This is a genomic window from Rhodoferax potami (genome assembly GCF_032193765.1).
Taxonomy (GTDB): domain Bacteria; phylum Pseudomonadota; class Gammaproteobacteria; order Burkholderiales; family Burkholderiaceae_C; genus Allorhodoferax; species Allorhodoferax potami.
This window is the reverse complement of sequence record NZ_JAVBIJ010000001.1, coordinates 118,117-144,973: the sequence shown is the minus strand read 5'-3', so window position 1 is coordinate 144,973 and position 26,857 is coordinate 118,117. Positions and strand designations below refer to the sequence as shown.

Annotated in this window: 26 protein-coding genes; 12 read left to right on the top strand and 14 right to left on the bottom strand. The window is 53.8% G+C overall.

The window, feature by feature from the left end:
• Positions 1-45 precede the first annotated feature (45 nt).
• Positions 46-1,491 (bottom strand): DUF4139 domain-containing protein, encoded by a 1,446-nt coding sequence (locus tag RAE21_RS00695; protein WP_313879675.1) that lies wholly within the window; start codon positions 1,489-1,491, stop codon positions 46-48.
• Positions 1,492-1,610: 119 nt separating this feature from the next.
• Here RAE21_RS00695 and RAE21_RS00690 point away from each other — a divergent pair, with 119 nt between their 5' ends.
• Complete coding sequence (locus RAE21_RS00690; protein WP_313879674.1) at positions 1,611-3,308, top strand: SulP family inorganic anion transporter; 1,698 nt, start codon at positions 1,611-1,613, stop codon at positions 3,306-3,308.
• A 149-nt stretch (positions 3,309-3,457) separates the two neighbouring features.
• Positions 3,458-3,952 carry a Dps family protein gene (locus RAE21_RS00685; RefSeq protein ID WP_313874032.1) on the top strand — a complete coding sequence of 165 codons (495 nt, stop codon included), beginning with the start codon at positions 3,458-3,460 and terminating at the stop codon, positions 3,950-3,952.
• A 54-nt stretch (positions 3,953-4,006) separates the two neighbouring features.
• Here the strand turns inward: RAE21_RS00685 and mobB are convergent, their stop codons facing one another.
• Both mobB and RAE21_RS00675 read right to left on the bottom strand, forming a co-directional pair.
• The gene (gene mobB / locus RAE21_RS00680) at positions 4,007-4,507 is read right to left on the bottom strand and encodes a molybdopterin-guanine dinucleotide biosynthesis protein B (RefSeq protein ID WP_313879673.1); all 501 of its coding nucleotides are present in this window, start codon (positions 4,505-4,507) and stop codon (positions 4,007-4,009) included.
• A gap of 444 nt (positions 4,508-4,951) precedes the next feature.
• Positions 4,952-5,152, bottom strand: coding sequence for a hypothetical protein (locus tag RAE21_RS00675; protein ID WP_313879672.1), 201 nt, complete (start codon positions 5,150-5,152; stop codon positions 4,952-4,954).
• A gap of 276 nt (positions 5,153-5,428) precedes the next feature.
• On the opposite strand from RAE21_RS00675, the gene RAE21_RS00670 reads away from it, so the two are divergent.
• Positions 5,429-5,971 (top strand): hypothetical protein, encoded by a 543-nt coding sequence (locus tag RAE21_RS00670; RefSeq protein WP_313879671.1) that lies wholly within the window; start codon positions 5,429-5,431, stop codon positions 5,969-5,971.
• A 103-nt stretch (positions 5,972-6,074) separates the two neighbouring features.
• On the opposite strand, the gene RAE21_RS00665 is transcribed toward RAE21_RS00670, so the two are convergent.
• The 4 genes from RAE21_RS00665 to RAE21_RS00650 form a co-directional block, all read right to left on the bottom strand.
• Positions 6,075-6,455 (bottom strand): hypothetical protein, encoded by a 381-nt coding sequence (locus RAE21_RS00665; RefSeq protein WP_313879670.1) that lies wholly within the window; start codon positions 6,453-6,455, stop codon positions 6,075-6,077.
• Positions 6,456-6,836: 381 nt separating this feature from the next.
• Positions 6,837-7,442, bottom strand: a complete 606-nt coding sequence (locus tag RAE21_RS00660; protein ID WP_313879669.1) for a hypothetical protein — start codon at positions 7,440-7,442, stop codon at positions 6,837-6,839.
• Positions 7,429-7,836: a hypothetical protein gene (locus RAE21_RS00655; RefSeq protein WP_313879668.1), complete on the bottom strand. Its 408-nt coding sequence runs from the start codon at positions 7,834-7,836 to the stop codon at positions 7,429-7,431. The genes RAE21_RS00660 and RAE21_RS00655 overlap by 14 nt, the downstream gene beginning before the upstream one ends.
• A 50-nt stretch (positions 7,837-7,886) precedes the next feature.
• On the bottom strand, positions 7,887-8,204 hold the full coding sequence (locus RAE21_RS00650; RefSeq protein WP_313879667.1) for a hypothetical protein: 318 nt from the start codon (positions 8,202-8,204) through the stop codon (positions 7,887-7,889).
• 233 nt (positions 8,205-8,437) lie between these two features.
• Between RAE21_RS00650 and RAE21_RS00645 the strand changes: the two genes are divergently transcribed.
• From RAE21_RS00645 to RAE21_RS00625, 5 genes are read left to right on the top strand one after another with little or no spacing between them, the layout of a single operon-like run.
• Positions 8,438-9,163 carry a hypothetical protein gene (locus RAE21_RS00645; RefSeq protein WP_313879666.1) on the top strand — a complete coding sequence of 242 codons (726 nt, stop codon included), beginning with the start codon at positions 8,438-8,440 and terminating at the stop codon, positions 9,161-9,163.
• A gap of 25 nt (positions 9,164-9,188) precedes the next feature.
• Complete coding sequence (locus RAE21_RS00640) at positions 9,189-10,901, top strand: type I restriction-modification system subunit M (protein WP_313879665.1); 1,713 nt, start codon at positions 9,189-9,191, stop codon at positions 10,899-10,901.
• Complete coding sequence (locus RAE21_RS00635) at positions 10,894-12,183, top strand: restriction endonuclease subunit S (RefSeq protein WP_313879664.1); 1,290 nt, start codon at positions 10,894-10,896, stop codon at positions 12,181-12,183. The genes RAE21_RS00640 and RAE21_RS00635 overlap by 8 nt, the downstream gene beginning before the upstream one ends.
• Positions 12,180-13,970, top strand: a complete 1,791-nt coding sequence (locus RAE21_RS00630) for a DEAD/DEAH box helicase family protein (RefSeq protein WP_313879663.1) — start codon at positions 12,180-12,182, stop codon at positions 13,968-13,970. Before RAE21_RS00635 ends, RAE21_RS00630 begins: the two co-directional genes overlap by 4 nt.
• Positions 13,933-14,316: a hypothetical protein gene (locus RAE21_RS00625; RefSeq protein ID WP_313879662.1), complete on the top strand. Its 384-nt coding sequence runs from the start codon at positions 13,933-13,935 to the stop codon at positions 14,314-14,316. The genes RAE21_RS00630 and RAE21_RS00625 overlap by 38 nt, the downstream gene beginning before the upstream one ends.
• Before the next feature lie 17 nt (positions 14,317-14,333).
• On the opposite strand, the gene glmS is transcribed toward RAE21_RS00625, so the two are convergent.
• Positions 14,334-16,229, bottom strand: coding sequence for a glutamine--fructose-6-phosphate transaminase (isomerizing) (gene glmS, locus RAE21_RS00620; protein WP_313879661.1), 1,896 nt, complete (start codon positions 16,227-16,229; stop codon positions 14,334-14,336).
• A gap of 135 nt (positions 16,230-16,364) precedes the next feature.
• Between glmS and RAE21_RS00615 the strand changes: the two genes are divergently transcribed.
• Positions 16,365-16,856 (top strand): Lrp/AsnC family transcriptional regulator, encoded by a 492-nt coding sequence (locus RAE21_RS00615; RefSeq protein WP_313879660.1) that lies wholly within the window; start codon positions 16,365-16,367, stop codon positions 16,854-16,856.
• A 14-nt stretch (positions 16,857-16,870) separates the two neighbouring features.
• Here RAE21_RS00615 and RAE21_RS00610 read toward each other — a convergent pair whose 3' ends face one another.
• Positions 16,871-17,809, bottom strand: coding sequence for a LysR family transcriptional regulator (locus RAE21_RS00610; RefSeq protein ID WP_313879659.1), 939 nt, complete (start codon positions 17,807-17,809; stop codon positions 16,871-16,873).
• Between the two features lie 204 nt (positions 17,810-18,013).
• Between RAE21_RS00610 and RAE21_RS00605 the strand changes: the two genes are divergently transcribed.
• The gene (locus tag RAE21_RS00605) at positions 18,014-18,208 is read left to right on the top strand and encodes a hypothetical protein (RefSeq protein WP_313879658.1); all 195 of its coding nucleotides are present in this window, start codon (positions 18,014-18,016) and stop codon (positions 18,206-18,208) included.
• A 48-nt stretch (positions 18,209-18,256) separates the two neighbouring features.
• Here RAE21_RS00605 and RAE21_RS00600 read toward each other — a convergent pair whose 3' ends face one another.
• Both RAE21_RS00600 and glmU read right to left on the bottom strand, forming a co-directional pair.
• Positions 18,257-19,024: a sensor histidine kinase gene (locus RAE21_RS00600; protein WP_313879657.1), complete on the bottom strand. Its 768-nt coding sequence runs from the start codon at positions 19,022-19,024 to the stop codon at positions 18,257-18,259.
• Between the two features lie 3 nt (positions 19,025-19,027).
• Entirely contained in the window at positions 19,028-20,410 is a 1,383-nt protein-coding gene (gene glmU / locus RAE21_RS00595) for a bifunctional UDP-N-acetylglucosamine diphosphorylase/glucosamine-1-phosphate N-acetyltransferase GlmU (protein WP_313882619.1), read from the bottom strand.
• Positions 20,411-20,477: 67 nt separating this feature from the next.
• Between glmU and RAE21_RS00590 the strand changes: the two genes are divergently transcribed.
• On the top strand, positions 20,478-21,383 hold the full coding sequence (locus tag RAE21_RS00590) for a DUF6279 family lipoprotein (protein ID WP_313879656.1): 906 nt from the start codon (positions 20,478-20,480) through the stop codon (positions 21,381-21,383).
• A 33-nt stretch (positions 21,384-21,416) separates the two neighbouring features.
• On the opposite strand, the gene RAE21_RS00585 is transcribed toward RAE21_RS00590, so the two are convergent.
• Positions 21,417-22,016 carry a 5-formyltetrahydrofolate cyclo-ligase gene (locus tag RAE21_RS00585; RefSeq protein ID WP_313874039.1) on the bottom strand — a complete coding sequence of 200 codons (600 nt, stop codon included), beginning with the start codon at positions 22,014-22,016 and terminating at the stop codon, positions 21,417-21,419.
• 9 nt (positions 22,017-22,025) lie between these two features.
• On the opposite strand from RAE21_RS00585, the gene RAE21_RS00580 reads away from it, so the two are divergent.
• Positions 22,026-24,026, top strand: a complete 2,001-nt coding sequence (locus RAE21_RS00580) for a lytic transglycosylase domain-containing protein (RefSeq protein WP_313879655.1) — start codon at positions 22,026-22,028, stop codon at positions 24,024-24,026.
• Here RAE21_RS00580 and RAE21_RS00575 read toward each other — a convergent pair.
• Positions 24,023-25,888 (bottom strand): diguanylate cyclase domain-containing protein, encoded by a 1,866-nt coding sequence (locus RAE21_RS00575; protein WP_313879654.1) that lies wholly within the window; start codon positions 25,886-25,888, stop codon positions 24,023-24,025. The two genes, RAE21_RS00580 and RAE21_RS00575, sit on opposite strands and share 4 nt — an antisense overlap.
• Entirely contained in the window at positions 25,878-26,780 is a 903-nt protein-coding gene (locus tag RAE21_RS00570) for a transporter substrate-binding domain-containing protein (RefSeq protein ID WP_313879653.1), read from the bottom strand. The genes RAE21_RS00575 and RAE21_RS00570 overlap by 11 nt, the downstream gene beginning before the upstream one ends.
• Positions 26,781-26,857 lie beyond the last annotated feature (77 nt).

Genomic DNA, 26,857 nt, shown 5'->3' with positions numbered 1-26,857 from the left:
CGGTAGAGATCAAAAGGGCAGTATCCCGACAAAGCCCCGCCACGGTCAATACCGGACCAAGGTGCGGTAGGTCAAAACTGTTTTGCCTTCCGCAGGAACTGTCACCTTCCAGACAGCCATATTCGCCGAAACCTTGGTGTGGGGCTGACTGGCCGCCAGCATTTGCCAATCCCCGGGGATCGGCTCTTGCACCGTCACAGTTACCGGTTCTTTTTTTGCGTTACGCAGAACGACTTCATAGGCACTCTCGGCAACGAATCCAAATTTGGAGGTGTTGGAAAGCCGCTTGAAATCTGTTTGCTTCTTGTCTGCCGACACGTCAAAAGCGTTGCCAAGCTTCAGCCGGACCTTCTCATTTTTTGCGGTGTGATCCAGGCGGTCTTCGCCAATGAATTGGGCATTGCCGCTTTTGTCTTTTTTATAGACCCGCGCCACGCCTTTGGGCAGAGGCACACCCAAGCGGGAAGCCTCTTTGTTGTCGAACTCCAAAAACGCCGCCACCTTCAGCTTGGTGCCCAGGTCTCCCGAGAGCCCTTGGTAGTAGTAATCCGACCCCTGCAACACCAGCTCGCGGCGTGCAGGAACACCCGCTGCAGACAACAAGGCAACTTGCTTGGTTTGATTCTCCGCAATCGTGGTGGGGCGCTCGAGGGTGTAGAGGTGGTATTCGAAGAGTGACTCCTCAACCACATCGCTCTCAGCTTTGGCCATGGCGGTAGCCGCCATCAGCTGCGGGCGTCCGCGTGTAGCCATTTCGGGGGCCACTTGGTTTACGTCGCCTGCCACCAATTGCAGGCGGGCGTTGCGATAGGTTGCACCGCTGGTGTTGGTCAGGGTGACCCAGCCGGATACATCCAGCGCATCTTCTGCCGCATTGAGCTCGACCACATAATCTGCTTTCCACGACAAGCCGCCTGTGAGATAGCTCAACTCCACATCCTGCTGAGCCGGTCCGGTGTTCTGTAAGTTCATGACCAGCGTGGGGCGATCGCGCAAATTAGGCGGCACATCATCAAACACCAAGCGACCGGGAACGCCAGTTTCGATGCGTTGACCGATCTGCAGCACGACGCCGTTGTTGGCCGACAGAACGGTCGCGGTCTCTACCGTTTCAGCACCCGTGGTCGGATGGGTGCGCACCACTTTGACCTGCTTGCCCACATACTTTTCGAGCATTTTTTGGGGCGTGAGGAGGTCGAAGTCAAAGTTTTGCTCCTGAACGCGCAGGGCGCCCGGGGAAGACAAGCTGCGCATCAGCGCAGTCTCAGCGCGCATACGGGCACTGACATCGCGAAACGCCAGCGCCGATGCGCCCGCCTTGAGCGGTACCTTGCGCACATCTTTGACCAAGGCAAGGTTGTCGTTGTAAATCGTTACCGCCACTTCTTGCTGGTCGGCGAGCGTGCTTCGTTGCTCCTGCGCTTGAGCAGGCCCAGCAGATAGAGTGACCACGAGCAAGGCGGCAGCCGCCAGGGGAAAAGGAACACGCATAAAAACCCTCAAATAAATGTGAAGCACTCAACGCACAACGCCACACATCCGGTGCAGGCTGACGCATTTGCATTGTGTTACCAAAAGAGACAGCACCGCCCCACCGGTTAGCATCCGGCATGCCTTTGACACCCCACTGGATTCCCCACTACCCGAGGCAGCACCTGCGAGACGATTTGATAGCGGGTGTGTTGCTCACCGTTCTGGTCATTCCCCAGAGCTTGGCCTATGCTCTGCTAGCTGGCCTGCCGCCACAGGCCGGGCTGTATGCGAGCATATTGCCGGCAATCGCTTACGCATGGTTCGGCAGCAGCATGGTGCAGGCGGTAGGGCCCGTAGCCATTACTGCCATCATGACGGCCAGTGTGCTGGGCCCCTTGGCACCCGTTGGGAGCGCGCTCTACCTTCAGCTGGCCGTGTGGCTGAGCTTGGGCTCTGGCGTGCTGATTACGTTGTGCGGGCTGGCTCGCTTGGGTTTTTTGTCCCAACTGCTGAGCAAGCCTGTGGTCAGTGGATTTATCACGGGCTCTGCACTGCTCATCATCTTGAGCCAGCTGCGATTCATCGGCGGAATAGATGCCCGGGGACATACAAGCTGGCAGCTCTTGCATAGCCTTTGGGCTTGGGTGCCCGACATCCATGTTCCAACCCTCCTGCTGGGAGTAGGCGCCGTTGTCGCCTTAGCCTTGGCGCGCGCAGGTCTGAAGCGCTGGCCTATGTGGCAACGCTTGTTTCCCTTGTTGTTGATACTGGTCTGCCCTTGGGTAGTGCAAGGGCTGGCCCTGGACCCGGGCCAGCGCATCGCGGTGGTGGGCCCTGTGTCGCTGGAGTGGGCATCTTTCGACTTTTCGATGCCCCACCCGTCCGTATTCAGCGCATTGGTTGGCCCGACTTTTCTGATTGCCTTTATCGGCATGGTGCAAGGCATCACCATGGCACAAGCATTGGCCACCCAACGGCGGGAGCGCATCGATGCCAACCAGGAACTGCTCGGGCTGGGGGCTGCGAATATCGCGGCAACCTTCAGTGGCGGTATGCCGGTCGGGGGCGGCCTGAGCCGCTCGGCCATCAACGTGGCGTCGGGGGCACAGACTCCCTTGGCTGGCATTGTCTCCGGCATCAGCATGCTGGCTGTTTTGCTGCTGGGCACCGACTGGTTGAACCATGTTCCATTGGCGATTCTGGCGGCCAACATCATCATTGCGGCCTGGGGAATGATCGACCTCTCCGCTTTGCGCCAGGCATGGGCCTATGACCGAGCGGATGCGATTGCATGGCTGGGCACCGCATCGGGGGTGCTGGCTCTGGGGCTTGAAACCGGCATTGCCGTGGGTATCGGCTTGTCGCTGGCAACTCTTTTGTGGCGCACTAGCTCTCCACATATCGCAGTCATCGGCCGCCTGCCCGGCACACAATCGTTCCGGAATGTGAACCGATACGCCACCGAAACACTGCCCCGGACACTGATGTTGCGGATCGACGAGAGTCTGTTTTTCGGTAATTTGCAAGCGGTGGAAGAACGCCTCGGACTGGAACTCGCCCAGGCGCCAGACACCCAAGATGTGGTGTGGGTCATGACCGCGGTGAACCGGGTAGACACCTCTGCCATGGCGGCACTGCTCAACTTGAACCGGGACCTCAAGGATCGCGGCATCCGCATGCATTTTGCGGAGGTGAAAGGCCCGGTACAAGACCGTTTGGTGCACACACCCCTGTGGACTGAGCTCTCCGGTGAGTTCTTTCATTCGGTGCCCGATGCGTTCGCTGCCCTCCAAGTCTCGCGGCAAGAGCCACATGACGCCGCTTTGTCAATCTAACCGCAGCCTTTGAGTGGCACCACAGGTTTTAGTGCAGTCTTGCACTGTCCTGCTGTGAGCGCGCTAGACTGAGACACTGCCCCCGGGGCGAATCACCCTTGTTCACCGCGCACTGTTGTGCGAGGACCTGTTTTTTAGGAGCGCTATTTATGGCTAAAAATGTGGCACCCAAGATGTCGATCGACATCGGTATCAGCGAACGCGAGCGAAAGAAAATTGCCGAAGGCTTGTCAGGTCTTTTGGCCGATAGCTACACCTTGTACCTGATGACGCACAACTTTCACTGGAACGTGACAGGCCCCCAGTTCAATAGCTTGCACACCATGTTCATGGCGCAGTACACCGAGCAGTGGACCGCGCTGGATCTGATTGCCGAGCGCATCCGCGCACTGGGTTTTCCAGCGCCGGGCACCTACAAAGAGTTCACCAAGCTTGCCAGTATCAAAGAGGTCGAGGGCGTGCCCAAAGCCAACGAGATGATTCACCACCTGCTGGCCGCTCAAGAAGCCACTGCGCGCACTGCGCGCAAGCTGTTCCCCGTGGTGGATGCCGCGAATGACCAGCCCACCGCAGATGTCTTGACCCAGCGTATTGACGTCCACGAAAAAACGGCCTGGATGCTGCGCAGCCTCATCACCGAGTAAGCCCCCTCACGCCCGCCGGGCGCCGCAAGCGCCCTGCTGCGGCGATGGGTGCTGTCAGCGCAATGCTATCGCTTGATTCAACACAAAGTCGGCGATAGCGCTTGCGTTTTTCAGGTCAAGCACAGGCACTGTGCAATCGGGGACCGGGCTGTCGCTCGCAATACCCACAATGCCCGGCCAGTGTGGCCACAACGTGCTTTTCCCCTCACTGGCCCGCCAGACTTCCAGCTTGGGAAAGACTCCTTCCTTGAAGCCTTCCACCAGCACCAGGTCACAGTCCTGCAATCGCGTCAGCAAATAGTCCAGTGATGGCTCCGGCTCACCACGCAGTTCATGCATCAGCGCCCAGCGGGTGCGACCGAGCAGCAGCACTTCGGTACAACCCGCCTCCCTCAGGCGGAAAGAGTCCTTGCCCGGTCGGTCAATTTCGATGTCTTTGTGGCTATGCTTGATCAACGACACCCGCAACCCACGCTGTTTGATTTCCGGAATCAGGAGCTCTAGTAGCGTGGTCTTTCCCATACCGGAGTAGCCGGCGATTCCGAAAATGCGCATACAGGCTTACTCGACGGTAACGGAGTGGGCTGGCTGGGGGGTAATTCTGAACCCGTTCATTCTTCCACTCCTCCTATGGTTAGTTACGTTGTAAGGCTTAGACACAAGGGTCTAAGGCTCGGTTCGTACACAGAATATCAGACAGCGCTTTCAAATGAAATACTGAGGCTCAGAGACGCTGAAAAATTGACCTTCAAGGACATAGCTCAACTTCTCATTTCAGAGGGGTGGAAGAGTCCAAGAGGGTTCTCTCTTGGACCTGAAAGCGTGTTCTCAATTTACAAAAAACGGAAGATCCGAGACGCTCGACTTCTGTCATTACCTGAGATCGAAATCGCTGAAGTCACAGTCAAAGATAGATGATTACGTCAATCGACTTGATGCTTCGGCTGGGTCTGACCCAGCGCCAGCTTTCACATCTGACGTACAACGATGACGATGTCTTTAGAGTTCGGGACTTGGGAAAACATGAACTCCTTGGACGGAGATTTCCTGATGATGTCGAGTACCTTGTCCTTCACCATTCGTAATCCCAATTTCTCCGTTTGCTTCAAGGCTTCTTGACTCATCTTTTTTCTCCTTCTTTTTCTTAACAGGGTGAAGCTCTCTCCACTCCATGAACGACATTAGTTCTGGTTGTTCCATCAAAACATTTCCTTTCTGACACGGGTGAAGTTCTCGGGGTTGTTAAAGTGCTCGTTGTAAAAGCGCTTCAGAACGTACCTAATGATCTCGGAACGGTTGTATCCCAAGCGATCACACAATCCGTCGAACTTGTTGACGAAGTCTTGTGTAGTTCTGATTCCCAGCATTTGGTTACGGTGGGCTCTTGTTGTCATGTGCTCCCTTCGTGGTGGATAAATAAAACGACTCTCGTTTTCTATTTAGTAAACGGTGAAGTCCGCTAACTGGAGAACACAAATGACTAAGACCCTTTACGTGACGGGAAAGATGTACGAAGCAAACACGGTGAGCATCACGGACGCTGAACTGGTAGCGCTTGTATCGGCTGAACAGAGTGATGATGGTTTTTGGGAAAACCTAGAAGAGCTACATGACCAACTTATGGGGGATTCTCAAGCGAACGGCTTCCTAGTTACCGATGGGCACCCTAGGTATAGAGCTTCGGTCGATGACGAGGAAGTCGATTTAACTGACATCGACGTCAATTACAGCGAGTCAAAGAACACTCAACGGGTTGCTCCTAAGCTCGAAACTCATGCTCTGGTATTTGAAAAGTGGAGTATCAGGGGCTATGGGAGCTGCTCTCTCAAAGTGAACTTGGACAATGAGAAATTAGACCTGACAGCCACCGCTTTCACTCTTCCTACGGGTGAAACTCGATACGTTGTAGAGCCCTACTACGAAGATCATGACTTCGACTACGGTGATAGCTGGACGGAAGAGACTCGAACGTACATCGTCACGACAGATGGTTACATCATCGAGCTCAACCGAGCCTAGACACCGTAGCAAAAGGTCTAAGACCGATTGATGAACACACAAAACACTGTTTTAGGTAGCTATCGTGAAAGTCACGATTTTTTACGTTCGTAATTTTCAGGGCTCACATCAGCTCGCTCATCATCTTTTCCTTCAACATGTAGTTGAACCAAGCTTCCTTGTGATCCAGTCTTAACGGTTCGATCAAGAACGTGGAAACCTTGGGAAGCGACTTCAAATCTTTCACCAGTCGTGGATCCAGCTCACCCGTCTCAACGTTGTAGAACTTATGTAAAACCCGATTAGGGATTGGAAGAATTCCGTGAATGTGATGGGGAGACTGGTTGTTGGAAACCTTCTTAAAAAAGCTGGTTTGGTCATATTCGTAGACGTAGAAGTCCGTGATCGGTAAAACCTTGTCCCAGTAGTTAGTCAACCGACAGAGCCTTTTCCTAATCTTGGTCAGAACCTTCTTGTTGTATTCGTACTTGGTAGCCAGCTTCATTCCTTGACCAGTTTCTAGCGGGACTAGGTTCTTGAAGGTTACGGTTATCGTGAATACAGTCCAGTCAGGGTTAGATGTAATCCAGTCCAGTTCTTGTAACTTCAGATTTCTTTCGGTCGATAGGGACTTTCTAACAATCTCATGTCCGTACCTATGGTTATGGAGAGTGTCTTTCAGTTGGTTTGTATTTGTAATCATTGTTTACTTTCTTTTAGACGTACTAAGGATTACCGACCTCTCTAAAAGTCGGTATTGGAAGAGCGAGTAAGCTATCAACGGCTTTACATTCACTAAGAACGCTCTCGTATAGCGTTCGTAAAACTATTTATAAAAAAACAAAAACCACCCGAAGGTGGTTTGTAAAAACGTCCGTTTTAGGACTTAGAACTTGAATCCCGAAAAGGACGAAATATCAAATGATCTTTTTGTCCCAAATCCAAGATTCACTAGCTCCAATGGTTCTCTACCCACAAGTTTTTCCAACTCGGTCTGTAACATCTCTCTAGCCAAATCCCTCTTGGTTACTTTCGGTAAAGAACATTGACTCTTGTAGTTGCTGGTTGACCAAACAGGACGTGGGATACCTACGGGACAAAGTTCGACTTCAATCCCAAAGCCTACATCCCGATCAATCCACAATCTCAAACTAGAGTCAGTACTGACGACCTCCCTCAAATACTCAACAGCATTTTCAAGAATCGATTCAGCCTTGTGAAATGACTTTCTAGCTTTGTAGCCGTCACCCTTGAGTGATTGCTTATCACCTAAAGCGTAATAAATCAGACCACGTCTAATTCGCTCTGAGTATTCAACAATCTCTTTGGGTTTGTAGTTACGACTGCTTTTCTCATTCATCCATTCGGTATCAAGCCTACTTAATCCAGTAGCACCAAGCACCCGCTCAATGGAGGATCGTGTAACAGACCCTCCGTTGTCAAAACGGTGAATGAGCAACTCAATCCTACGGATTCGTTTAGCGGTATTCACTGAGCAATTCCCCGTTTTCGTCAAGGTAACGACCTTCCTGAATCCACCAATAGTGCTCGGTAACTATGTTTCCATAAACTTCTAGCTCATCAATTAGCGATATGGCTACTTCGGGATAAAGATTTTCAACAGTACCCTCCCACGCTCTCTTGTGAAAATCTTCAAAATCATCACCCGTAACATGTTTGATTAAGAAATTCTTGAAGACTTCCTCATATTCCTTTTTTGCTTTTTCAAAAGATTCTCGAGCTAGTTTCGTTTCGCTTTCCAATAGCTGCTCGAACATTTCGATTTCACGTAAATCTTTGTCATACATAGCATCATTGAATTCTTGAGCGGCTGAAATGATGTTTTGGACAAAACGATCCGTTGGGTTCATCTTGCTGGTTTTCATAATATTTCCTTTTTCTAAAATTTCTGAGATAGGGTTGTTGGCTCAGCTTCTTAATGGATTGATTCCCCAGTCACGTCCCTTGTTTCATCCTCGTCCTCCTCATCAGTGACTACAGGAGTGAGGGACATTCTGTTTAGAACCTCCATCACATCGGGCTCGAAGTTGTTTTGAAGAGCCTCTTCTCGAATTCGAGCTTTCACGTTCTCGAAAAATCCGTCAAAACAACAAGGACAGTGATTAACTCGATGAAGAATTTCTCTTCTCATAGCTAGCTCGTACTCAGTCCTAGCTTGGTGAAAATCGTTCCTCGTTTCGCTGACTTTTTCTTTCAGGAAATCCTCTTTGAAAAAGCTTGAAAATGCTGTCATATTTAATTCCTTTCGTGTGTTTAATAAAAAATGAACTGTTAAGCTAAATGCTCGTTTTGTTCATGTTTCTATTAGACTCCTTTATCTGATAAACATCTCCACCAAGAATAAATGCGTCATTTAAAGTGTTAAGTTATTGGTGAGCTTTATGAGAAAAATTCGACAAAACCAACAAAACAAACAGTCGAAAAGTCGCTATTTCAAGTGTTAAGGCTTTGTGTTACATTGAAAACATGAATCCCACCAAGAATTCACGACCACGACACTTCCCCTACCAACACCCAACTTTTGGTCGTGGAAAGAACGTCAAGGACGAATCGGCTTGGAAAAAGACGATCTACTACGTCTGGTGGTCGTACCTGAAGCGGAACGAGGACTACCTGAAGACCTGTGAGTCCAGCGGTAAAGGCTCCCTGTCGAAGCTCTACGAGGACTTTGGTGACGTAAGGGCTAATGACTTCAAGGCTTGGTGGACTGAAGATGGTCGTGGGGCTAGGCTGTTTTCGAACCCACCAGCCGAGGAAACGGTAAGACTTCTCTCCAAGAACGAGGAAGCCCCTATAGAGGGTGATCGTCTGTTGGTCAGCGTACCCCTCAACCTTCCCAAAAAATTCATCCTCCAGCGGTTTAGAAGCCTTCTAGACCAGAACCACAAAGGTCAAAGAGGAAAACGCTACGCTAAAACGAGTAAAGCCAAGTACCAATTCACGGGGCAACCGAACATCGAAGCGCTTACGACGGCTCTAAATGTATGGGACAAGCGTATCGAGCACCCAAAAATGAAGCTCTGGGAGCTAGGTCAATTCCTTCCGCTCAACAAGCACCTGTACGTTGACTACTTGAAGAGCGGAAAGCCGTTAGACACGGCTAGTAAAAAACTCATGGAAGCGACCGTTAGCCGATACCTCAAGAAAGCACGAGCTTCTGTAACGAACACATCTAAGGGGCTCTTCCCCTGACCTCATTCAAGACTTAGGAATCTTCATGAACAATACAACCAACCTATCCTCACTCATTTGGTCATCAGCCGATGATGTTCTTCGGGGCTTATTCAAACCTTCCGAATACGGACGGGTAATTCTTCCGTTTGTCGTGATGAGACGGCTGGACTGTGTTCTAGAGCCGAAAAAGGATGAAGTCTTTGAGCTCTACACAAAATACAAAGACCAGCTATCCGACCCAACTCCTGTGATCTTGAGACAAGTTGGCTACCCGTTTTTCAATTCGTCTAAATTCGACCTGTCACGAATCAAGAGCGACCCGAATAACGTGTTGATGAATTTCAACAACTACGTTCAGGGCTACTCAAAGAACGTTCTAGACATCATCGAAAACTTCTCGATCAATCCGCTCGTTGAGAAGCTACACAAAAATAAACGGTTGTACTTACTGATTGATAAGTTCACTGAATTCGACCTTCACCCAGACAAGATCGACAACCACCAAATGGGTTCGGTCTATGAAGAGCTCCTTCGTAAATTCTCTGAAATGTCGAACGAGGAAAGCGGAGACCATTTCACCCCACGAGACGTTGTGAAATTATTGGTTTCCTTTGTGTTCGGAGGAGACCGTAAAGACCTTCAAGGTGAAGGAAAGATTCGTTCCGTTTTTGATCCCTGTTGTGGAACAGGAGGTATGTTGACCATTGGTAAGGAATGGATACACGAAAACATCAATCCAAATCTGAAAGTCGACCTATACGGTCAAGAGCTAAACGATGTGACATATTCAATCTGTAAGTCCGACTTACTGATGATGGACGAGAACCCTGAGAACATTCACGGTCCATGTTCTTCTATATCTGACGATCGGCTACAGGGTCGTAAGTTCGACTACATGATCACCAACCCACCTTTTGGTGTGAGCTGGAAGTCCGAAGAAGAGTTTGTAACGGAAGAGGCTAAAGATCCGAATGGTCGCTTCTTTGTTGGAACCCCAAGAACTTCGGACGGGTCACTCCTGTTCCTCCAACACCTCATTCACAAGATGAACCCCGAGGGCTCACGTATTGGTATCGTCTTTAACGGCTCACCGCTCTTTACTGGTGATGCTGGTAGTGGTGAATCTGAAATCCGTAAATGGGTAATTGAAAACGACTGGTTGGAATGTATTGTTTCTCTCCCAGACCGTATGTTCTTCAATACAGGTATTACGACCTACATCTGGATTGTGACTAACAAAAAGTCCAAGGAGCGTAAAGGTAAGGTTCAGTTGATTGATGGAAGCTCATTCTGGACTTCGCTGAAAAAGAACCTTGGGGACAAAGGAAAGTACATCACTGAAGAACAGAAAGATGAGCTATTTAACATCTATCAGAAATTCGAAGAAAGTGAATTTTGTAAGATTTATCCGAACAACTTCTTCGGTTACACAAAGGTTGTAGTTGAACTACCATTAATCGAAAACGGTGAAATCAAAAAAGATCGTCAAGGAAAGCCAAAGCCCGATACATCAAAAAGAGATAACGAACGTGTTTCGTTGTCTGAAGACATTGAAAGCTATTACGAGCGTGAGGTGAAGCCTCACTTACCAGAATCTTGGATGGATCGATCCAAAGACAAGATCGGTTACGAAATCAACTTCACAAAATACTTCTACAAATTTACACCGCTAAGAAGTTTGGACGAAATCTCGAAAGACCTGAAATCACTTGATGATGAAATTCAACAGTTGTCGATGGAGATGGCTGATGAATAACTATGAGAGCTATAGAGATGTTCAATCTTTTTGGATGGATAAAGCCCCAAGCCATTGGAAGAGCCTAAAAAACAAACACGTATTCACCCAAAAGAAAGAGATTGTTGGTGAAAACTGGGAATCGTTCACCTTACTAACAATGGGTAAGGGAGGGGTGAAACCTCGTGACATGGATGGTGGTGGTAAGTTTCCTGAGAGCTTTGAGGGTTACCAAGTCGTCAATCCTGATCAACTTATATTCTGCTTATTCGACCTTGATGAAACTCCTAGAACGGTCGGTCTTTCCAAAGATCACGGAATGATTACCTCGGCTTACGATGTCTTCTCAACAAGAGAAGGAAACGATCCCAAATATTGGACTTACTTTTATCAAACTATAGATGACCATAAAGGGCTTAGACCTTATTACACAGGTCTTAGAAAGGTTGTTCGTTATGACACCTTTATGGGAATCGACGTTTATTCACCACCACTTGAAGAACAAAACCTTATTTCTTGCTACCTTGATAAGAAAACAAGCCAGATAGATTCATTGATCAACAAGATCGAAAAAAAAATCGAACTGCTCAAAGAGCAACGAACTTCATTGATCAATCAGTATGTGACAAAAGGGCTCAATCCAAATGTAGAGATGAAGGATAGTGGTGACGAGTGGATTGGTGAAATTCCGAAACATTGGGGAGTACAAAAATTAAAGTACTTAGTCACATACAACACCGAAACATTAGATGAGAACACAGATTCAAATTATGAATTTCATTACATAGAAATTGGTGATGTTGATTATCTAGATGGTGTGAGCATTTCCCCAAAAATCAACTTTTCAGAAAGTCCGTCAAGAGCACGAAGAATTGTCAAGCCTAAAGACGTAATCATTTCTACAGTAAGAACATATTTGAGGGCTATTGGAGTTGTCCCTGAAGTCGATGACGTAATTTGTTCTACTGGTTTCTGTGTTCTCAGAGACCAAAGCGGATATCTGGATCAAGATTTTTTATCATTCACGGTTAAATCTGAGTGGTTCATATCAAAGGTAATTGGTAATTCTTATGGTGTGAGCTATCCAGCGATTAACTCATCAGAGCTAGTGGAATTAAAAATCACGCTTCCCCCTCTTGACGAACAGAAGGCGATTGTTGAACATCTTCAAATAAACATCTCTAAGTTCGACAGAAGCATTCAATTAGAAGAAAAAAGAAAATCCTTGCTTGGTGAATACAGACAATCCCTCATTTCGTCAGCCGTTACGGGTAAGGTAAAAGTTACGGAGAAAATGATATGAGCGGACTAAGCCCTACAGAAAAAAAGTTTGAAGAGCATATCGAAGACCATCTGAAGAGCGTTGGTTACTCTACTCTCCACTTTAGTGAATATGACCGTAATCTTTGCTTGATTCGTGATCAAGTCATTGATTTCATCAAAGATACACAACCTGAGCAATGGGGTCGTCTACAAGAAATCTATGATGTTGATACCGAAAACAAAATCCTCGCTCGTATATCTTCGGAAATTTCAAAGCGTGGGATTATCGATGTCCTAAGAAATCAAGTTGTTGACCGTGGGGTCTATCTGAATCTTTGCTATTTCGAGCCCAAGAGCGACCTCAATCCAGATCACCTAAAACTCTACCAATCTAATCAATTCACGGTAGTTAGACAGCTTCACTATTCAGAACAGAATGAGAACTCCATTGACATGGTTCTCTTTCTCAATGGGCTTCCCATCGTGACGATGGAGCTAAAGAATCAGTTAACTGGACAGAACGTCAAGCACTCTGAGAATCAGTACCGATTCGATCGAGACCCAAAAGAACCGTTGCTTCACTTCAAGCGCTGTATGGTTCATTTCTGTGTCGATAACAACCGAGTGTCCATGACCACTCGGTTAGCGGGACAGAAAACCTTCTTCCTTCCGTACAACCGTGATCTTGAGAATCCGTCTGTAGAGAGTGGGTACCGAACCAAATATCTGTGGGAAGAAATACTTCCACCTTCTTCATTGATTGATGTTCTCGAGAACTTTGTTCATCTGTCAAAAGAGAAGGAATTCTTCTTCAACGACAAGACTCAAAAGATCGATTCAGTAGTCAAGGAAGTTCTAGTCTTTCCTCGATACCACCAGCTGGACTTGATTCGTAAGTTCAGACGACAACTTAAGAAAGATGGTGTCGGAAAGAACTACCTTGTTCAACATACGACAGGCTCTGGAAAATCCTATTCAATCGGCTGGCTGTCTCATACTCTGACTTCGTTGTATCGTTCAAAGGGTGACACCAAGCGCTTATTCGACACCATCATCGTTGTGACTGATAGAACAGTACTTGATGATCAGCTACGGAATACGATTCGCTCGCTTGAAAAGATTGATGGAGTAGTCAACGGGGTTGAACACGGCTCACAAGAGCTCAAAAAGTTTTTGGAACAAGGTAAAGATATTGTCATTACGACCATCCAGAAATTCCCGTTCATTTCCGAAACGATTGCTTCACTAGGAAACAGAACCTTCGGCGTGATCATCGACGAAGTTCATTCCAGCCAATCGGGTGAAATGTCGAAAGAACTCAAGAAGTCTCTGTCCAAATCTGACGAAGATGACGACGACTTCGACTATGAAGAGATGCTTCGTCAAGAGATTCAGAGTCGTGGAAAACAATCTCACATCTCATTCTTTGGCTTCACAGGTACACCCAAAGAAAAGACACTCGAATTATTCGGTACGAAGACACAGGACGGAAAGTTTGTTCCGTTCCACATCTATTCGATGTACCAGTCCATCCATGAAGGCTTCACTCTAGACGTACTCCAGAACTACACAACATACAAACGCTACTTTAAAGTAAAACAAACCAAAGACGGTGACATTGAGATTCCTACTGGTAAAGGGAAGCTAGAGCTTGTACGTTACGTCGACTCTCATGAGATGACAATTCGTAGCAAAGTTCAAATCATGTTGGATCATTGGATCGACAAGGGCTCCAAAGAAATTCAAGGTCGATCACGTGGAATGATCGTCACACAATCTAGAAAGCATTGTGTTTGGTACTTCAAAGAAATTAAACGAACAAGCTGACCTCTACAAAACGGACATCACTAACCTCCGTCTGAAGCTCCGTGGTGAAACAGAAAAGAAGGAATGGGTTGACTGGGTTGGTATGTTCGGTGAAGAGATCAAAGAGAAGGCTAAATTGACCGATGAACAGCGTCAGCTTTACCTTCAGGGCTTGATCGAAAAGATCGAGTGTCGGTTCCTTCCTAAAACCCGAGATCACGAGCTAGAAATCCACTTCAAACACCCCATCGTAGGGGACAAGCTCAAGTGGAACGACCCAAAGGTGAAAGCCAAGGGTTACAAGCTCCTAGAAGGCTCTAAAACGACCCAAATACGGGTGGAAAAGAGGGACGGTAGGGGAAAGTAAATTACCCCCTAGCCACCTTACTCGACGGTCACGCTCTTGGCGAGGTTGCGCGGCTTGTCGACGTCCGTGCCCTTTGCCAAGGCGGTGTGATACGACAGCAATTGCAAGGGAACCACGTGCAGCAACGGTGAAAGCTCGCCGTAATGCTCCGGCATGCGGATGACGTGCAAGCCTTCGCCGCTCTCAATTTTGGTATCGGCATCGGCCAGCACGTAGAGCACACCACCGCGGGCGCGCACCTCATGCATATTGCTCTTGAGCTTTTCAAGCAAGGCGTCATTCGGTGCCACGGTTACGACAGGCATGTCACTGGTCACCAAGGCCAAAGGCCCATGCTTAAGTTCGCCCGCCGCATAGGCTTCTGCGTGGATATAGGTGATTTCTTTGAGCTTGAGCGCACCTTCGAGAGCAATCGGGTAATGCAGACCACGGCCTAAAAAGAGGGCGTTTTCTTTTTTGGCAAAGTCATCGGCCCACGCAATGATCTGGGGCTCCAGAGCCAACACCGCCTGGAGCGCTGCCGGCAGATGGCGCATGGCTTTCAAATGGCGGGCCTCATCGGCATCGCTCAAACGGCCCTTTGCCTGGGCCAGGCACAAGGTCAACAAAAACAAACCTGCCAACTGGGTGGTAAAGGCCTTGGTGGATGCCACGCCGATTTCCACACCCGCCCGCGTTACATACGCCAGACTGCATTCGCGCACCATGGCGCTGGTAGCCACATTGCAAATGGTGAGCGTGTGCTGCATGCCCAGGCTTTGTGCATGGCGCAAGGCCGCCAGCGTGTCGGCGGTTTCGCCACTCTGAGTGATGGTGACCACCAGGGTCTTGGGGTTGGGAACCGAGTCCCGGTAACGGTATTCACTGGCAACTTCCACATTGCATGGAATTTTGGCAATGCTCTCGATCCAGTATTTAGCAGCACAGCCGCTGTAATAGCTAGTGCCGCACGCCAGGATCAGCACATTGTCGATTTGCTGGAACACCCGGGCCGCATTGGCACCAGGCTGGTGGTTGCCCTGTTGGTCAAACAACTCCGGCACGATGCCTTCCACGCCTTCCAGCGTATCGGCAATGGCGCGTGGCTGCTCGAAAATCTCTTTTTGCATGTAATGGCGGTAAGGGCCCAGTTCAGCCGCGCCGCTGTGGGCCACCACGGTTTTGACCGGGCGCTGTGCAGGTGCAACCGCCTTGTGCGCTTTGTCGAGCAACCAGTACTTGCCAAGCTGCAAGTCGACCACATCACCCTCTTCCAGGTACACGATCTGATCGGTCACACCGGCCAAGGCCATTGCGTCACTCGCCAGAAAGTGCTCTTGTCCGTCTTTGCCCACGCCCAAAATCAGGGGCGAGCCCGCCCGGGCACCAATCAAACGCTGCGGCTCATCTTTGCAAAACACGGCAATCGCATACGCTCCGTGCAACTGCAAAACAGCGGCCTTCACGGCCTCAAACAAATCACCGTCGTAGAGGCTATCGACCAAGTGGGCAATCACCTCGGTATCGGTCTGGCTATGAAACACATAACCCTTGGCCTTGAGGGCGGCACGGAGTTCATCGTGGTTTTCAATGATGCCGTTGTGCACCAGCGCGATGCGGCCGGGCTTGCTCTCGGCATCTGCACCGGTTCCGTGACTGAAGTGGGGGTGGGCGTTGTGCACCACAGGGGCACCGTGAGTGGCCCAGCGGGTGTGTGCAATGCCCAAATGTCCTTGCACATCGCCTGCCGCGACCTGCTCCATCAGCTCGGACACCCGTGCCGTGCTACGCGCGCGGCGCAGGCCGCTTTGTGCCCCCAGCCCGTACACCGCAACACCGCAGGAGTCGTAACCCCGGTACTCCAGGCGCTCCAAGCCCTGAACCAAAACGGGAACAATATTCCGGGTAGAAACCGCGCCGACGATGCCGCACATAGAAAACCTCCAAAACAAACAATGGAGCGAATGGTAGAGTTTTGATGAGAAATTACCGATTGAAATTCAAATTTTTTTGACTTTAAATTTCACATTTACAAGACAATATGTTTTTATTTCAGAAATCTTAATTCAATGAAAGAAATAGAACTTGATGCCATCGATCTGCAGTTGCTGGAGCAACTGCAAAAAGACGCATCCCTGAGCAATCAGGTCTTGGCCGACCGGGTTCACACCTCGGCGCCGACCTGCTTGCGCCGCGTCAAACGCTTGCGTGAGAGCGGCTTGATTGAAAAGCAAGTGGCCGTGCTGAACCCGCAAACCCTGGCTGCCCACACGGGCCACGGGCTCACGGCGATCGTGGAAGTCTCGTTAGACCGGCAAGATACTGGCGCACTGGAAGCGTTTGAGAAGAGAGTGGCTCTAGAGGCCGCGGTGCAGCAGTGCTACCGGGTGTCCCCGGGCCCTGACTTTTGCCTCGTGGTCCACACCTGGGACATGCCGGCTTACCAAGCCCTCACCCAGCGCTTATTCACCACCGATGCCAATGTGCGCAACGTGAAAGCGTTCTTCAGCGTACACCGCAGCAAATTTGGCGCAGAGCTGCCGATGCATGCGCCCCGCTAAGCCGTGAGTTCAATTCACTGGCATTGGCCGCCGCAGGCCTCGTGGGCTCCTGCCAGCAGCAATGCGGTTTGCTCTGACAGATAGTCCAAAAACACCCGGGTGCGCCTCGGCAAATACTGCCGACTGGGCAAGGCTGCATAGAGGTGCAACTGACCTGCAACCCACGGAGACAGCACCCGCACCAAGTCACCACTGGCTAAAAATGGAGCAACCAACTCCACCGTGCAAGGGGTGATGCCCGCACCGTCCAGCGTGGCGGAAATCAAGGTTTCAATATGGTTGGAGCTGAGAACTGGGGTGAGATTCAGGTCTATGGATTCGTTCAAGTCCAGCTCATTGCGCAAATGCCAACGCCGGTGACGCGCAATACCGCCTTTGAGTTCAAGGCAATGGTGGTTGACCAAGTCTTGCGGATTGACAGGGATCCCCATGCGGCGCAAGTAGTCAGGGGTCGCGACCAGAATGCCACGGGTTGACGCGATTTTTCTGGCCACGATCGTGCCGTCAAAAGCCTCGTCCGCAGTGAACAGCGTCACGTCGTGTGCTTCTACTGGCGGCTCTTCGAAGGACTCCACTTGCACATGCAAGGTGATTTTGGGGTACTGCGCCCTGAAGCCCGCGAGCAGTGGCGCCAACACATAGGTCGCCAACACGGGCGTAGACAGCACATTGAGCTCGCCTGACAACTCCTGGGTGTGAAGGTGGGCAATGGCATCCGCTTCATCAATGTCTTGCAAGATGGCGCGCACCCTTGCCAGATACGCGTCGCCGGCCTCACTCAATGACACACGCCGGGTCGACCGATGCAACAAGCGGGTGCCCAAGTGCTCCTCGAGGTCGGCCACAAGCCGGGTCACGACGGCCGGCGACATCTCCAAGGCCCGGGCGGCCGCAGCAAAGCCCCCTTCGTCGATGACTTTTTGAAACACACGCATTGAGAGCAAACGGTCCATGGAGTCACTTTAGCGAGTTACACGCGATCGATTGTTTCCGTTTCAGCAATGCCGCGATGTTATTTTGATTGTTTATCTTTGGATTCAGAAATTTTACAGTTCATCCCATCGACGAGACGCAAGTATTTACCGCCCCATCGATGCTGTTCAGACGGACTGAAAACCGCCGCAGCGGAATCTTCAACTTTGGAAAGGAACTTCATCATGAACAAGACCACTATCGCCACTATCGCTTTCACATTGGCTGCTGCCTTCGCAGGCCAAGCCATGGCCCAAGACACTGCCACTGCGACCCAGGCTGCAGAAAAGCAGGCCGCCGCAGCCAAGGCTGCCAAAGATGCCAAGAGCACCACAGCGGCTGACCCCTACGCTGAGCTGGACAAAGTGAAGACTTGGTAAGCCAAGCCCGGGACCCGTACACAGGGTCCGTCAAGCTTCAAGCCCGGCTCAGACCGGGCTTTCTTTTGCGCCTTGAAACCGGATCTCGGCGACCGCTCCGCATGGTGCTATTGCGGTCAAACTCACCCTTGCACCCACCTTGTGCAACAGCCTTTGTGCACTCAGCAGCCCTACCCCCAAACCGGGAAACTGCTTGGCGGTGTGCAGGCGCCCAAATACCTTAAAAAGCTTGTCGTGCATGGCAGGGTTGAAACCCGCACCGTTATCCGCCACCCGGCACACCAGGTCGCCGCCCGGCTCTAAATCCACCGTGACCTGAACCTGCGGTTGTGGCGTACGCGCTGTAAATTTGAAAGCATTGCCAAGCACCTGCAACACGGCTTGGCGCAACAACTGGGGATCGGTGGACAGCACCGCACCAGACGGAACGCTCCAGGCCACCGGCACTTCCCGTGCCGGGTCCGTCGCTTGTACTTCTGCCCAGGTATCTTTGAGCACCGGCTCCAACGCGACATCCGACCATTGCACCGGCAACCCATCGATACGCGACAAGCCTGTCAGCGCATCCAGCAGCTCGCCCATGTGCCGGGCCGATGCAGAGATCGTGCGCAAAAAATCAGCGCTCTCGCCTTGCAGTTGCGAACCGGCCTCTTCTTCCAGCAACTGCGCAAACGACACCAAGTGCCGCAGAGGCGCCCGCAAATCGTGAGATACCGCGTAGGTAAATTCTTGCAAGCTCGCACGGCTGGCGGCCAGCTCCGCTTCGAGTGCGTCAACCCTCTGCTGCAGATCTTGGTGGGAAAGCGGCTCCGCCATGCATCAAGCTTTCGGCTTTTTGACTGGGCGGCTCCAGTTGGCAATGCTCACCTGCTTGCCGCGGGCCACACTCAATGCGCCGGCTTCGGTGCTCTTGGTGATGGTGGAGCCACCACCCACGGTGCCCCCGGCCCCGATAGTGACCGGAGCGACCAACACACAGTTGCTGCCGATGTGCACATCTGCCTCGATCACCGTGCGGTGTTTGTTCGCACCGTCGTAGTTGGCGGTAATGCTGCCAGCACCATAGTTGACCCGCTCACCAACCGTAGCATCGCCCAAATAGGCGAGGTGATTGGCTTTGGCACCGGCGGCCATGGTGGAGTTTTTCACCTCCACAAAGTTGCCAATGTGCACCTCTGGCCCCAGCTGCGCGCCGGGGCGCAAGCGGGCAAACGGCCCGATGAGTGCACCCGCACCTACACTGACGCCCTGTTTCTCGCCATCGATATGGGTGAAAGGGTGAATCACGGCACCCGCTTCGATCACGGCATTCGCGATCACGCAGTTCGCGCCGATCGAGACCCCCTCCCCCAAACTCACCTGCCCCGAAAACACGCAGTTCACATCGATGCTGACATCATGGGCGCAGAGCAAATCGCCCCGCACATCAATGCGGGCGGGGTCCGCCAGGCGCACGCCCTCTTCCATCAACCGGTGCGCTTGCTGCAGTTGGTAGGCGCGCTCCAGCTCTGCCAGTTGTACCGGGCTGTTGACGCCGGCGACCTGCACCGCATCGGTGATTTTGTGTCCGACCACTCCGACACCATCCGCCACCGCAAACTTCACGACATCGGTCAGGTAATACTCTTGTTGGGCGTTACGGTTGTCCAGGCGCGCCAGCCAGGCCTTCAGCCGCGCAGCAGGCACCGCCATGATTCCACTGTAAATCTCGGTAATGGCGCGCTGCGCTTCGCTGGCGTCTTTGTGCTCCACGATGGCCTGCACCGCGCCACCGGCGTCGCGCACGATACGGCCATAGCCGGCCGGGTTGCTTTGCTCCAGCGTCAGCAAGGCCAGCTTGTCGCCGCCACTGGCCTGGATCAGGTGAAACAGCGTGTCGGACTGGGTCAAGGGCACATCACCGGACAAGACCACCACCACACCGTCATCCGGCAGTACCGGCGCAGCCTGCTGCACCGCATGCCCTGTGCCGAGCTGAGGCTCCTGCCGCACGAAATTCAAAGAAAAATCGGCGCTAGCCCTCGAAAAGCCTGCGCAGGCTGCTTCAACTTCGATAGCACCATGCCCGGTGATCACCACCACATGGCGGGCCTGCAAATCGGCAGCCGTGTCGACCACATGCTGCAACAGCGGCCGGCCGGCCAAGCGCTGCAAGACCTTGGGAATTTTGCTACGCATGCGCGTGCCTTTGCCCGCCGCCATAATGACCACATCCACCGGTGCAGTAGACGATTCGACGTTTGCAAGAGGGGAACTAGAAGTCAAAGCCATGCCTTTATTGAAACTTGAAAAGTTAGCGCGCCTCTGGCGCAATGCCCGGCGCTGGTTCGCCATTATCGGGCTGCTGAGTGTCGCGGCGACTTTGACTGGCTGTGGAGCAGTCCGTTTGGCCTATAACAATGCGCCGGATTTGTCCTACTGGTGGCTGGACGGCTACCTGGACCTAGACAGCCCGCAAAGCCTCAAGCTACGTAGCGATCTGCAAGCGCTGCAAACTTGGCACCGAAAAGAGGAGCTCCCGCAGATCGCAGACATGCTTAAGAACCTGCAAGCGGCGGCCCCCAGCAACGTGACGGGTGAGCAGGTATGCCAGCTCTCTCGCTATCTGGAAACACGGTTCCAAACCGTGTTGGACCGCACCACACCCACCGCGCTGGCAATTGCACCGACGTTGACCCTTGCGCAACTCGATCACCTTGCCCGTGCGTGGGACAAACGCAACCAAGAATGGCGGGAAGAGTGGATGGACGGCACCCCGCAAGACCGCCTGAACCGCCGGATGAAATCTGCACTCGATCGCACCGAGAGTTTTTACGGCCGCCTGAGCGACACCCAGAAACAAGCTCTGCGCGCTCAACTGGATGCGTCCGCGTTTGACGCTGCCACGCAATACAAAGAAACCATGCGCCGCCAAAAGGACATTTTGCAGACCTTGCGTGCACTGAAGGCCACACCCTCGACTGAACTGCAGCAGCAAGCCGAAGTGCGGGCGCTGCTGCTGCGCAGCACCCAATCCCCCGACCCGGCGTTTCAGCAATACACCGAGCGGATCCGGAGCAACTTTTGTGATTCTGCCGCCGAGCTCCACAACGGCACCAGCCCGGCACAACGCCAAAAACTCCAGCAAACGTTGCAAGCCTACGAGGCGGATGTGCGCGTGCTCATGCAACGCTGATCCGCACGCCGCCGGGCCTCCTAGCCCACGGCATCAAACTGGCCAGACGACGCCGTGGTCGTTCAGGATGGCATCCAGGGGCATGTCATGGGGCTCCGGCTCGAAGTCATCGACAAAACCTGTGCCAAACCCCAAGCCAACGGTAAAGGGACGCGGGCTCAAGCTCGCCAGCATGCGGTCATAAAAGCCACCGCCATAGCCCAAACGGTAGCCACCAGGCCCGTAGCCGACACAAGGCACAAACAGCAGGGTGGGCACAATCAGCTCTGTGTCTTTGGGCTTGGGAATGCCATAAGCGTCCTCTTCCATCGGGCAGCCGGGGTACCACGCATGAAAGGTCATGGTTTTGTGTTCCCGGTTCACCACTGGCAAGCCAATGCGGCGCGGCTGGGGTTGGTCAATCAGCTCGCCGTCCTCTTTCCAGCGGTGCAAAGCGGGCAAGGGGTCGAACTCGCCCTTGATGGGCCAGTAGGCGCCAATGACCGCATCTGGCCGGCCCACCAGCCAAATCCGCATCACGCGCTGCAATAAATCGGCGCGCTGTAGGCGATCCGGCATGGCCAGACGTTGATCCAATAGCGCCTTGCGAAGGGCTTTCTTTTGTGCAGCTTTGCTGTCGTCCGAGTTGTCCATAATCCCCACATGCAGTTTTCAGCCATTCTGACATCACTCGCCCTTTGCGGCGCCCTAATGTCCACCACTACCCCCTCAGCATACGCCCAAGGGCGCGACCTTAGCCGCCTCGACGAGACTATTCTGGACCTGTCACAGGCCTATAAAAACCGCGACCGCAAACGCCTTGCCGCAGCGCTCCCGGGAATGCGCGGGCACATCCTCGAGCCTTGGGCGGCCTACTGGGACATGTCCGCCCGGCTGGACGATGCCAGCAAGTCAGAAATCCAGGATTTCCTGAACCGCTACAACGGCACCTACCAAGAAGACCGCTTGCGCGCGGAGTGGCTGCTGCAGCTAGGCCGTGCCCGTGATTGGGACACCTTCAGCCGCGAATACCCGCTCTACCGCATGAACGACGACCGGTCCGTGCGCTGCTATGCCCTCTGGGCGGACTACAGCACACGGGGAGCCGACGTGACTGCCGCCCTGGAGTCGGTGTGGTGGGGCCTGAAAGAGGCCGACGACGCCTGCGGTAGCTTGGCGACCCAGCTGGTCAAAGACAAAAAAATCAGCTCTCACAGCGTCTGGGTCCGGGCGCGCCTCGGCATGGAAAACGACCGCCTGCGCGTCGCAACCCAAGCCGCCGGCGCGTTGGATACAGACTACGTCAAAACCATCAACACCATCTACAACACCCCGGCCAAATACCTGAATGACAAGGTCACCGCGCTGCGGCCGCAAACCCGAGAATTTGTGTCCTTGGCCATCATCCGCCTGGCCTATCAAGACCCGCAAGAAGCGGCCGAGGAAGTCGACAAGCTCCGCTGGAAGGCGCAGCTCACCCAAGAAGAGCGCAGCTGGATCTGGGGTGTGATCGGCAAACGGGCGGCGCAAAAACTTTCGGACAACGCCGCGAACTACTTTGCCAAAGGCCAACTTAGCCAGATGCACGAGGACCACCTTGCTTGGGCTGCCCGTGCCGCTCTGCGCGCCGGGCGCTGGAATCAGGTGGCAGACGCCATCACCGCCATGCCCGAGTCCTTGCGCAACGACTCGACCTGGGTCTATTGGCGCGCCCGTGCGCTGGCCCGCCGCAGCAATGTGGAATCTGCAAAGATGGAGAGCCAGGCGCTACTGGAGTCGATTGCCGGCACCAAGGGCTTTTACGAAATGCTGGCCCTTGAAGAACTGGGCCAGAAAATCGTGACGCCGCCCAAACCAGCCCCACTCACCGCGGAAGAAAAAGACCAGGCCAAAAAGAACCCCGGCTTGGCGCGTGCGCTGCACGCCATCAACATCGGCTTGCGCAGCGATGGGGTGCGGGAGTGGAACTACACCACCAACCTGCACAACCGCGGCGGGCTGGATGATCGCTCTTTGCTTGCCGCCGCAGACCTGGCCTGCAAGGCCGAAGTCTGGGACCGTTGCATCAACACCAGCGAACGCACCAAAGGCATGGTCGACGTGGACCAGCGCTACCCCATGCCCCACAAGTCGGCGGTGGTGGCTCGTACACAGCTGATCGGGCTCGATCCAGCCTATGTGTATGGGCTGATCCGCCAGGAAAGCCGCTTTATCACCGATGCCAAGTCGGTGGTAGGTGCGGCTGGCCTGATGCAAGTCATGCCTGCGACCGCGAAATGGACTGCGAAAAAAATCGGGCTCAACGACTTCCAAGCCCACCAGATCACCGAGCGGGACACCAACATCGCCATCGGCACCGGCTACCTCAAACTGGTGCTGGACAGCTTTAACGGCTCCATGCCCATGGCAGCCGCCGCCTACAACGCGGGCCCCGGACGGCCGCGTATTTGGCGCGGGCAAGCCGGTGGCCCCACCTGGGAAGCTGCTATCTGGGCGGAAAACGTGCCGTTTACCGAGACTCGCGACTATGTGAAAAAAGTCTTGGCCAACACCACGCTTTATTCCGCGCTGATCACCGGGCAACCGCAGTCGCTGAAAGCACGGCTGGGTGTGGTGGGCCCGCGCGATGCGAGCACTACAGAGGGTGGCCTCGACCTGCCTTAAGCCGGCCGGCGGTAAAACGCGCAGCGGTTGCGGCCGCCGCGCTTGGCCTCGTACATCGCCTGATCAGCATGCAGCAACAAGGTCTGCGGGTCTGTGCCATCCCCCGGGTAAACGGCCACGCCAAGACTTGCAGCCACTTGAACCACAGGCCCATCGGACCCCGGGCCCAAATGGCAGGGCTCTGCAAATGCAGCCATGATTTTGGCTACCAAGGTCGAGAGCTCGCCGCTGTGAGACAGGCCACCCAGCAGCATCACAAACTCGTCGCCCCCGAGGCGGGATACGGTATCTTCCGCCCGCAACACACCCTGTAACCTGCGGGCCACGGCTTGCAGCAGGGCGTCGCCGGCGTCGTGGCCGTACATGTCGTTGACCTCTTTGAAATGGTCGAGATCCAAAAAACCGACCGCAAACAGGCCGTTGTGGCGGTCGTGGTGGGCACACAGCATTTTCAAGCGATCGTGCAACAACACACGATTGGGCAGGCCGGTCAGGGCATCGTGCTCGGCAAAGTGGCTGCGGGCCTGCAAGCGCTTTTTCTCGGTCACATCCTGCAGCACCGCAAGGCTACGCTCGGGCCTGCCGTTTGCATCGAACTCCCACACTGCAGACAGCAAGACATCGCGCACCGCGCCGTCCCGGGTAAGAAACTGGTATTCCACGTTATCGCAGCGGCCGTCGTGCAGTCCCTGCGGAATCACCACATCGCGCGCATAGCGGGCTGACCCGGATGTCATGAAATCCGCAATGTGCCGCCCCAGCACTTCTGCCTCTTGGTAGCCCAGCGTGTCGAGCCACAGCTGGTTGACCTGCACGATGCAGCCGCTTCCATCGATCGAGTGCAACATGGCAGGCGTCGCGCGGTAAATGCTCAGTGCCCGGGCCTCGCGGTCCGCCAAGGCATGGGTCGTGCGGCGCTGCCCTTCGGACATCACTGCCAAAAACAAACCCGGCAACAGGGTAGCCAATACCGAGATGTAGTACACCGCATCGCCCCACCAGATGGACGATGGGGGTGGCAGCAAAACACCCACCCGTATCAAGGCGGCCATGGCCAGCGCGATCAGGCCATTGATCACCAGGCTGTTGAGCAACGTGCTGCGCACCGCTACCCACACCATAGGCGCCAACATCACCACAAAGGGTTTGGGCAAGCTGGTGGCCGACCACAACACCACAGACAGACTGATCAGCGCCATCCCCACATGAACCGGCTGGAACCACTCGCGGACCGCACTGCGCAAACCCCGGGTAGCCAGCAGCAACACCAGCGGCAGCATCGCCACCGAGCCAATGGTGCCGCCCACCAACCAATTCAAGGCCATATTCGACCAATCGCCCCGCAAGACCAACACACTCGCCAGCCCGCCCAGCGGTGCAGACGCCATGGCGGGCAACAGCGCTCCACGCAGCAAGACTTGCGCTTGAACCGTAGGGCTCTCGCCGGCCTGCTCCAGCGCAGGCAAGCGCTCCAGCCACAGGGCGGCGAGCGCCATGCCCAACAAGTAGCCCGGTACATCAGCAAAAGCGACCCAGGCCGTGTGCAAGCCACCGGCCTGACTGACGGCCACATTTGGCGACACCAGCGCAAAGCCACCATGCGCCGCCCACAGGACCAGCGCCACCAGCACAAGAAACGCAGGCCACTGCCGTTTGGGCAAGCGCATCAGGGCGACGGCACCAAAGGCATTGGCAAACCACACCATCACCTGCCCCGGCCGCGGATCGGAGATCGCCAGCGACACACACGCCACCGCGCCCACGAGCAAGGCCCACTGCCACAGCCACCCGGAGGTGCGGTCACGCGGGGCCAACAGGGTGGATGAAACGGCGTTGTCCGCCCGGAGCGCGTCAGTCTGCACGGGGGTGCCTGTTTTTCAAGAGGGGTTTGCGTGCGCGCCAAACCAGCATGAGCAGCACCCCGAGGAACGTCAACCCCAACGCCGCGCGGCGCAACCAAAGGTGGAGCGGGTCTTCGTAGGTGAGGGTGTCCACATCAATCCAGCGGCGCAGCAGCGCCTGACGGGTGGCGGGCGAAATATCCTGGAGGGCGGTGTTAAGGGCACTGCCCAAAGCCGTCAGCTCTTTGCGATAAGCGAAGCTCAGCGCGTACTCAAAGGGCAATGTCTCGCCGACTTGCACCCCGCGCACGCCGCTGTGGCGCTTGGCATCGCTGATGCTGGCGACATCCGCCACCACGCCATCGACTTCGCCGCGCATCAAGAGCTGAAAGCCGCTCATGTCATCGCTCACGGCCACCCAGCGGATTTGCGGGTAGTGGGTGCGCACAAAAGTTTCCACCGCATAGCCTTTGCCCACCGCCACCGCGCGGCCTGCAAGGTCTGCCAAAACGGGGGCCGCCGGCCCCTGTTTGACCACCAAGACGGCAGGTACTTTGACGTAAGGCTCGGTAAACGCCAAGAACTCGGCCCGCTCGGGGGTGGGGCGCAGTGAGGAGATCAAGTCCACCTCCCCGCGGCGGGCCGCATCGAGAATGTTGGCCAGGTTATCCGGGGGCAACATCTGCAGCTCGCCGCCCAGGCGCGGCCGCAGGATCTCGAGCACATCCACCGACAAGCCTTGCACATGCCCCGCAGGGCCAGCACTCACAAACGGGGGGTAGTCTTTCTCCGGTGCAAAGCGGATCGTATGGGCGGCCGCAGCACTCGAGAGCAAGCCTGCACACACAGCCACACACCACCACAGGCCGTTATGCCAATGACGCCGGTCAGGGCGAACTGCTTGGTACGACATGGGTATCTCCCTCCCGGTGTTGGCAAAACTTGGAAGTCTGCGCTTGTGCATTCAGTATAGGGCGGCCCCCTCTGAGT

Excerpts from the sequence above, each read along its gene's own strand:
- RAE21_RS00695 (WP_313879675.1), bottom strand. The coding sequence starts at position 1,491 with ATGCGTGTTCCTTTTCCCCTGGCGGCTGCCGCCTTGCTCGTGGTCACT.
- RAE21_RS00690 (WP_313879674.1), top strand. The coding sequence starts at position 1,611 with ATGCCTTTGACACCCCACTGGATTCCCCACTACCCGAGGCAGCACCTG.
- RAE21_RS00685 (WP_313874032.1), top strand. The coding sequence starts at position 3,458 with ATGGCTAAAAATGTGGCACCCAAGATGTCGATCGACATCGGTATCAGC.
- mobB (WP_313879673.1), bottom strand. The coding sequence starts at position 4,507 with ATGCGCATTTTCGGAATCGCCGGCTACTCCGGTATGGGAAAGACCACG.
- RAE21_RS00675 (WP_313879672.1), bottom strand. The coding sequence starts at position 5,152 with ATGGAACAACCAGAACTAATGTCGTTCATGGAGTGGAGAGAGCTTCAC.
- RAE21_RS00670 (WP_313879671.1), top strand. The coding sequence starts at position 5,429 with ATGACTAAGACCCTTTACGTGACGGGAAAGATGTACGAAGCAAACACG.
- RAE21_RS00665 (WP_313879670.1), bottom strand. The coding sequence starts at position 6,455 with ATGAAGCTGGCTACCAAGTACGAATACAACAAGAAGGTTCTGACCAAG.
- RAE21_RS00655 (WP_313879668.1), bottom strand. The coding sequence starts at position 7,836 with ATGAAAACCAGCAAGATGAACCCAACGGATCGTTTTGTCCAAAACATC.
- RAE21_RS00650 (WP_313879667.1), bottom strand. The coding sequence starts at position 8,204 with ATGACAGCATTTTCAAGCTTTTTCAAAGAGGATTTCCTGAAAGAAAAA.
- RAE21_RS00645 (WP_313879666.1), top strand. The coding sequence starts at position 8,438 with ATGAATCCCACCAAGAATTCACGACCACGACACTTCCCCTACCAACAC.
- RAE21_RS00640 (WP_313879665.1), top strand. The coding sequence starts at position 9,189 with ATGAACAATACAACCAACCTATCCTCACTCATTTGGTCATCAGCCGAT.
- RAE21_RS00635 (WP_313879664.1), top strand. The coding sequence starts at position 10,894 with ATGAATAACTATGAGAGCTATAGAGATGTTCAATCTTTTTGGATGGAT.
- RAE21_RS00630 (WP_313879663.1), top strand. The coding sequence starts at position 12,180 with ATGAGCGGACTAAGCCCTACAGAAAAAAAGTTTGAAGAGCATATCGAA.
- glmS (WP_313879661.1), bottom strand. The coding sequence starts at position 16,229 with ATGTGCGGCATCGTCGGCGCGGTTTCTACCCGGAATATTGTTCCCGTT.
- RAE21_RS00615 (WP_313879660.1), top strand. The coding sequence starts at position 16,365 with ATGAAAGAAATAGAACTTGATGCCATCGATCTGCAGTTGCTGGAGCAA.
- RAE21_RS00610 (WP_313879659.1), bottom strand. The coding sequence starts at position 17,809 with ATGGACCGTTTGCTCTCAATGCGTGTGTTTCAAAAAGTCATCGACGAA.
- RAE21_RS00605 (WP_313879658.1), top strand. The coding sequence starts at position 18,014 with ATGAACAAGACCACTATCGCCACTATCGCTTTCACATTGGCTGCTGCC.
- RAE21_RS00600 (WP_313879657.1), bottom strand. The coding sequence starts at position 19,024 with ATGGCGGAGCCGCTTTCCCACCAAGATCTGCAGCAGAGGGTTGACGCA.
- glmU (WP_313882619.1), bottom strand. The coding sequence starts at position 20,410 with ATGGCGGCGGGCAAAGGCACGCGCATGCGTAGCAAAATTCCCAAGGTC.
- RAE21_RS00590 (WP_313879656.1), top strand. The coding sequence starts at position 20,478 with ATGCCTTTATTGAAACTTGAAAAGTTAGCGCGCCTCTGGCGCAATGCC.
- RAE21_RS00585 (WP_313874039.1), bottom strand. The coding sequence starts at position 22,016 with ATGGACAACTCGGACGACAGCAAAGCTGCACAAAAGAAAGCCCTTCGC.
- RAE21_RS00580 (WP_313879655.1), top strand. The coding sequence starts at position 22,026 with ATGCAGTTTTCAGCCATTCTGACATCACTCGCCCTTTGCGGCGCCCTA.
- RAE21_RS00570 (WP_313879653.1), bottom strand. The coding sequence starts at position 26,780 with ATGTCGTACCAAGCAGTTCGCCCTGACCGGCGTCATTGGCATAACGGC.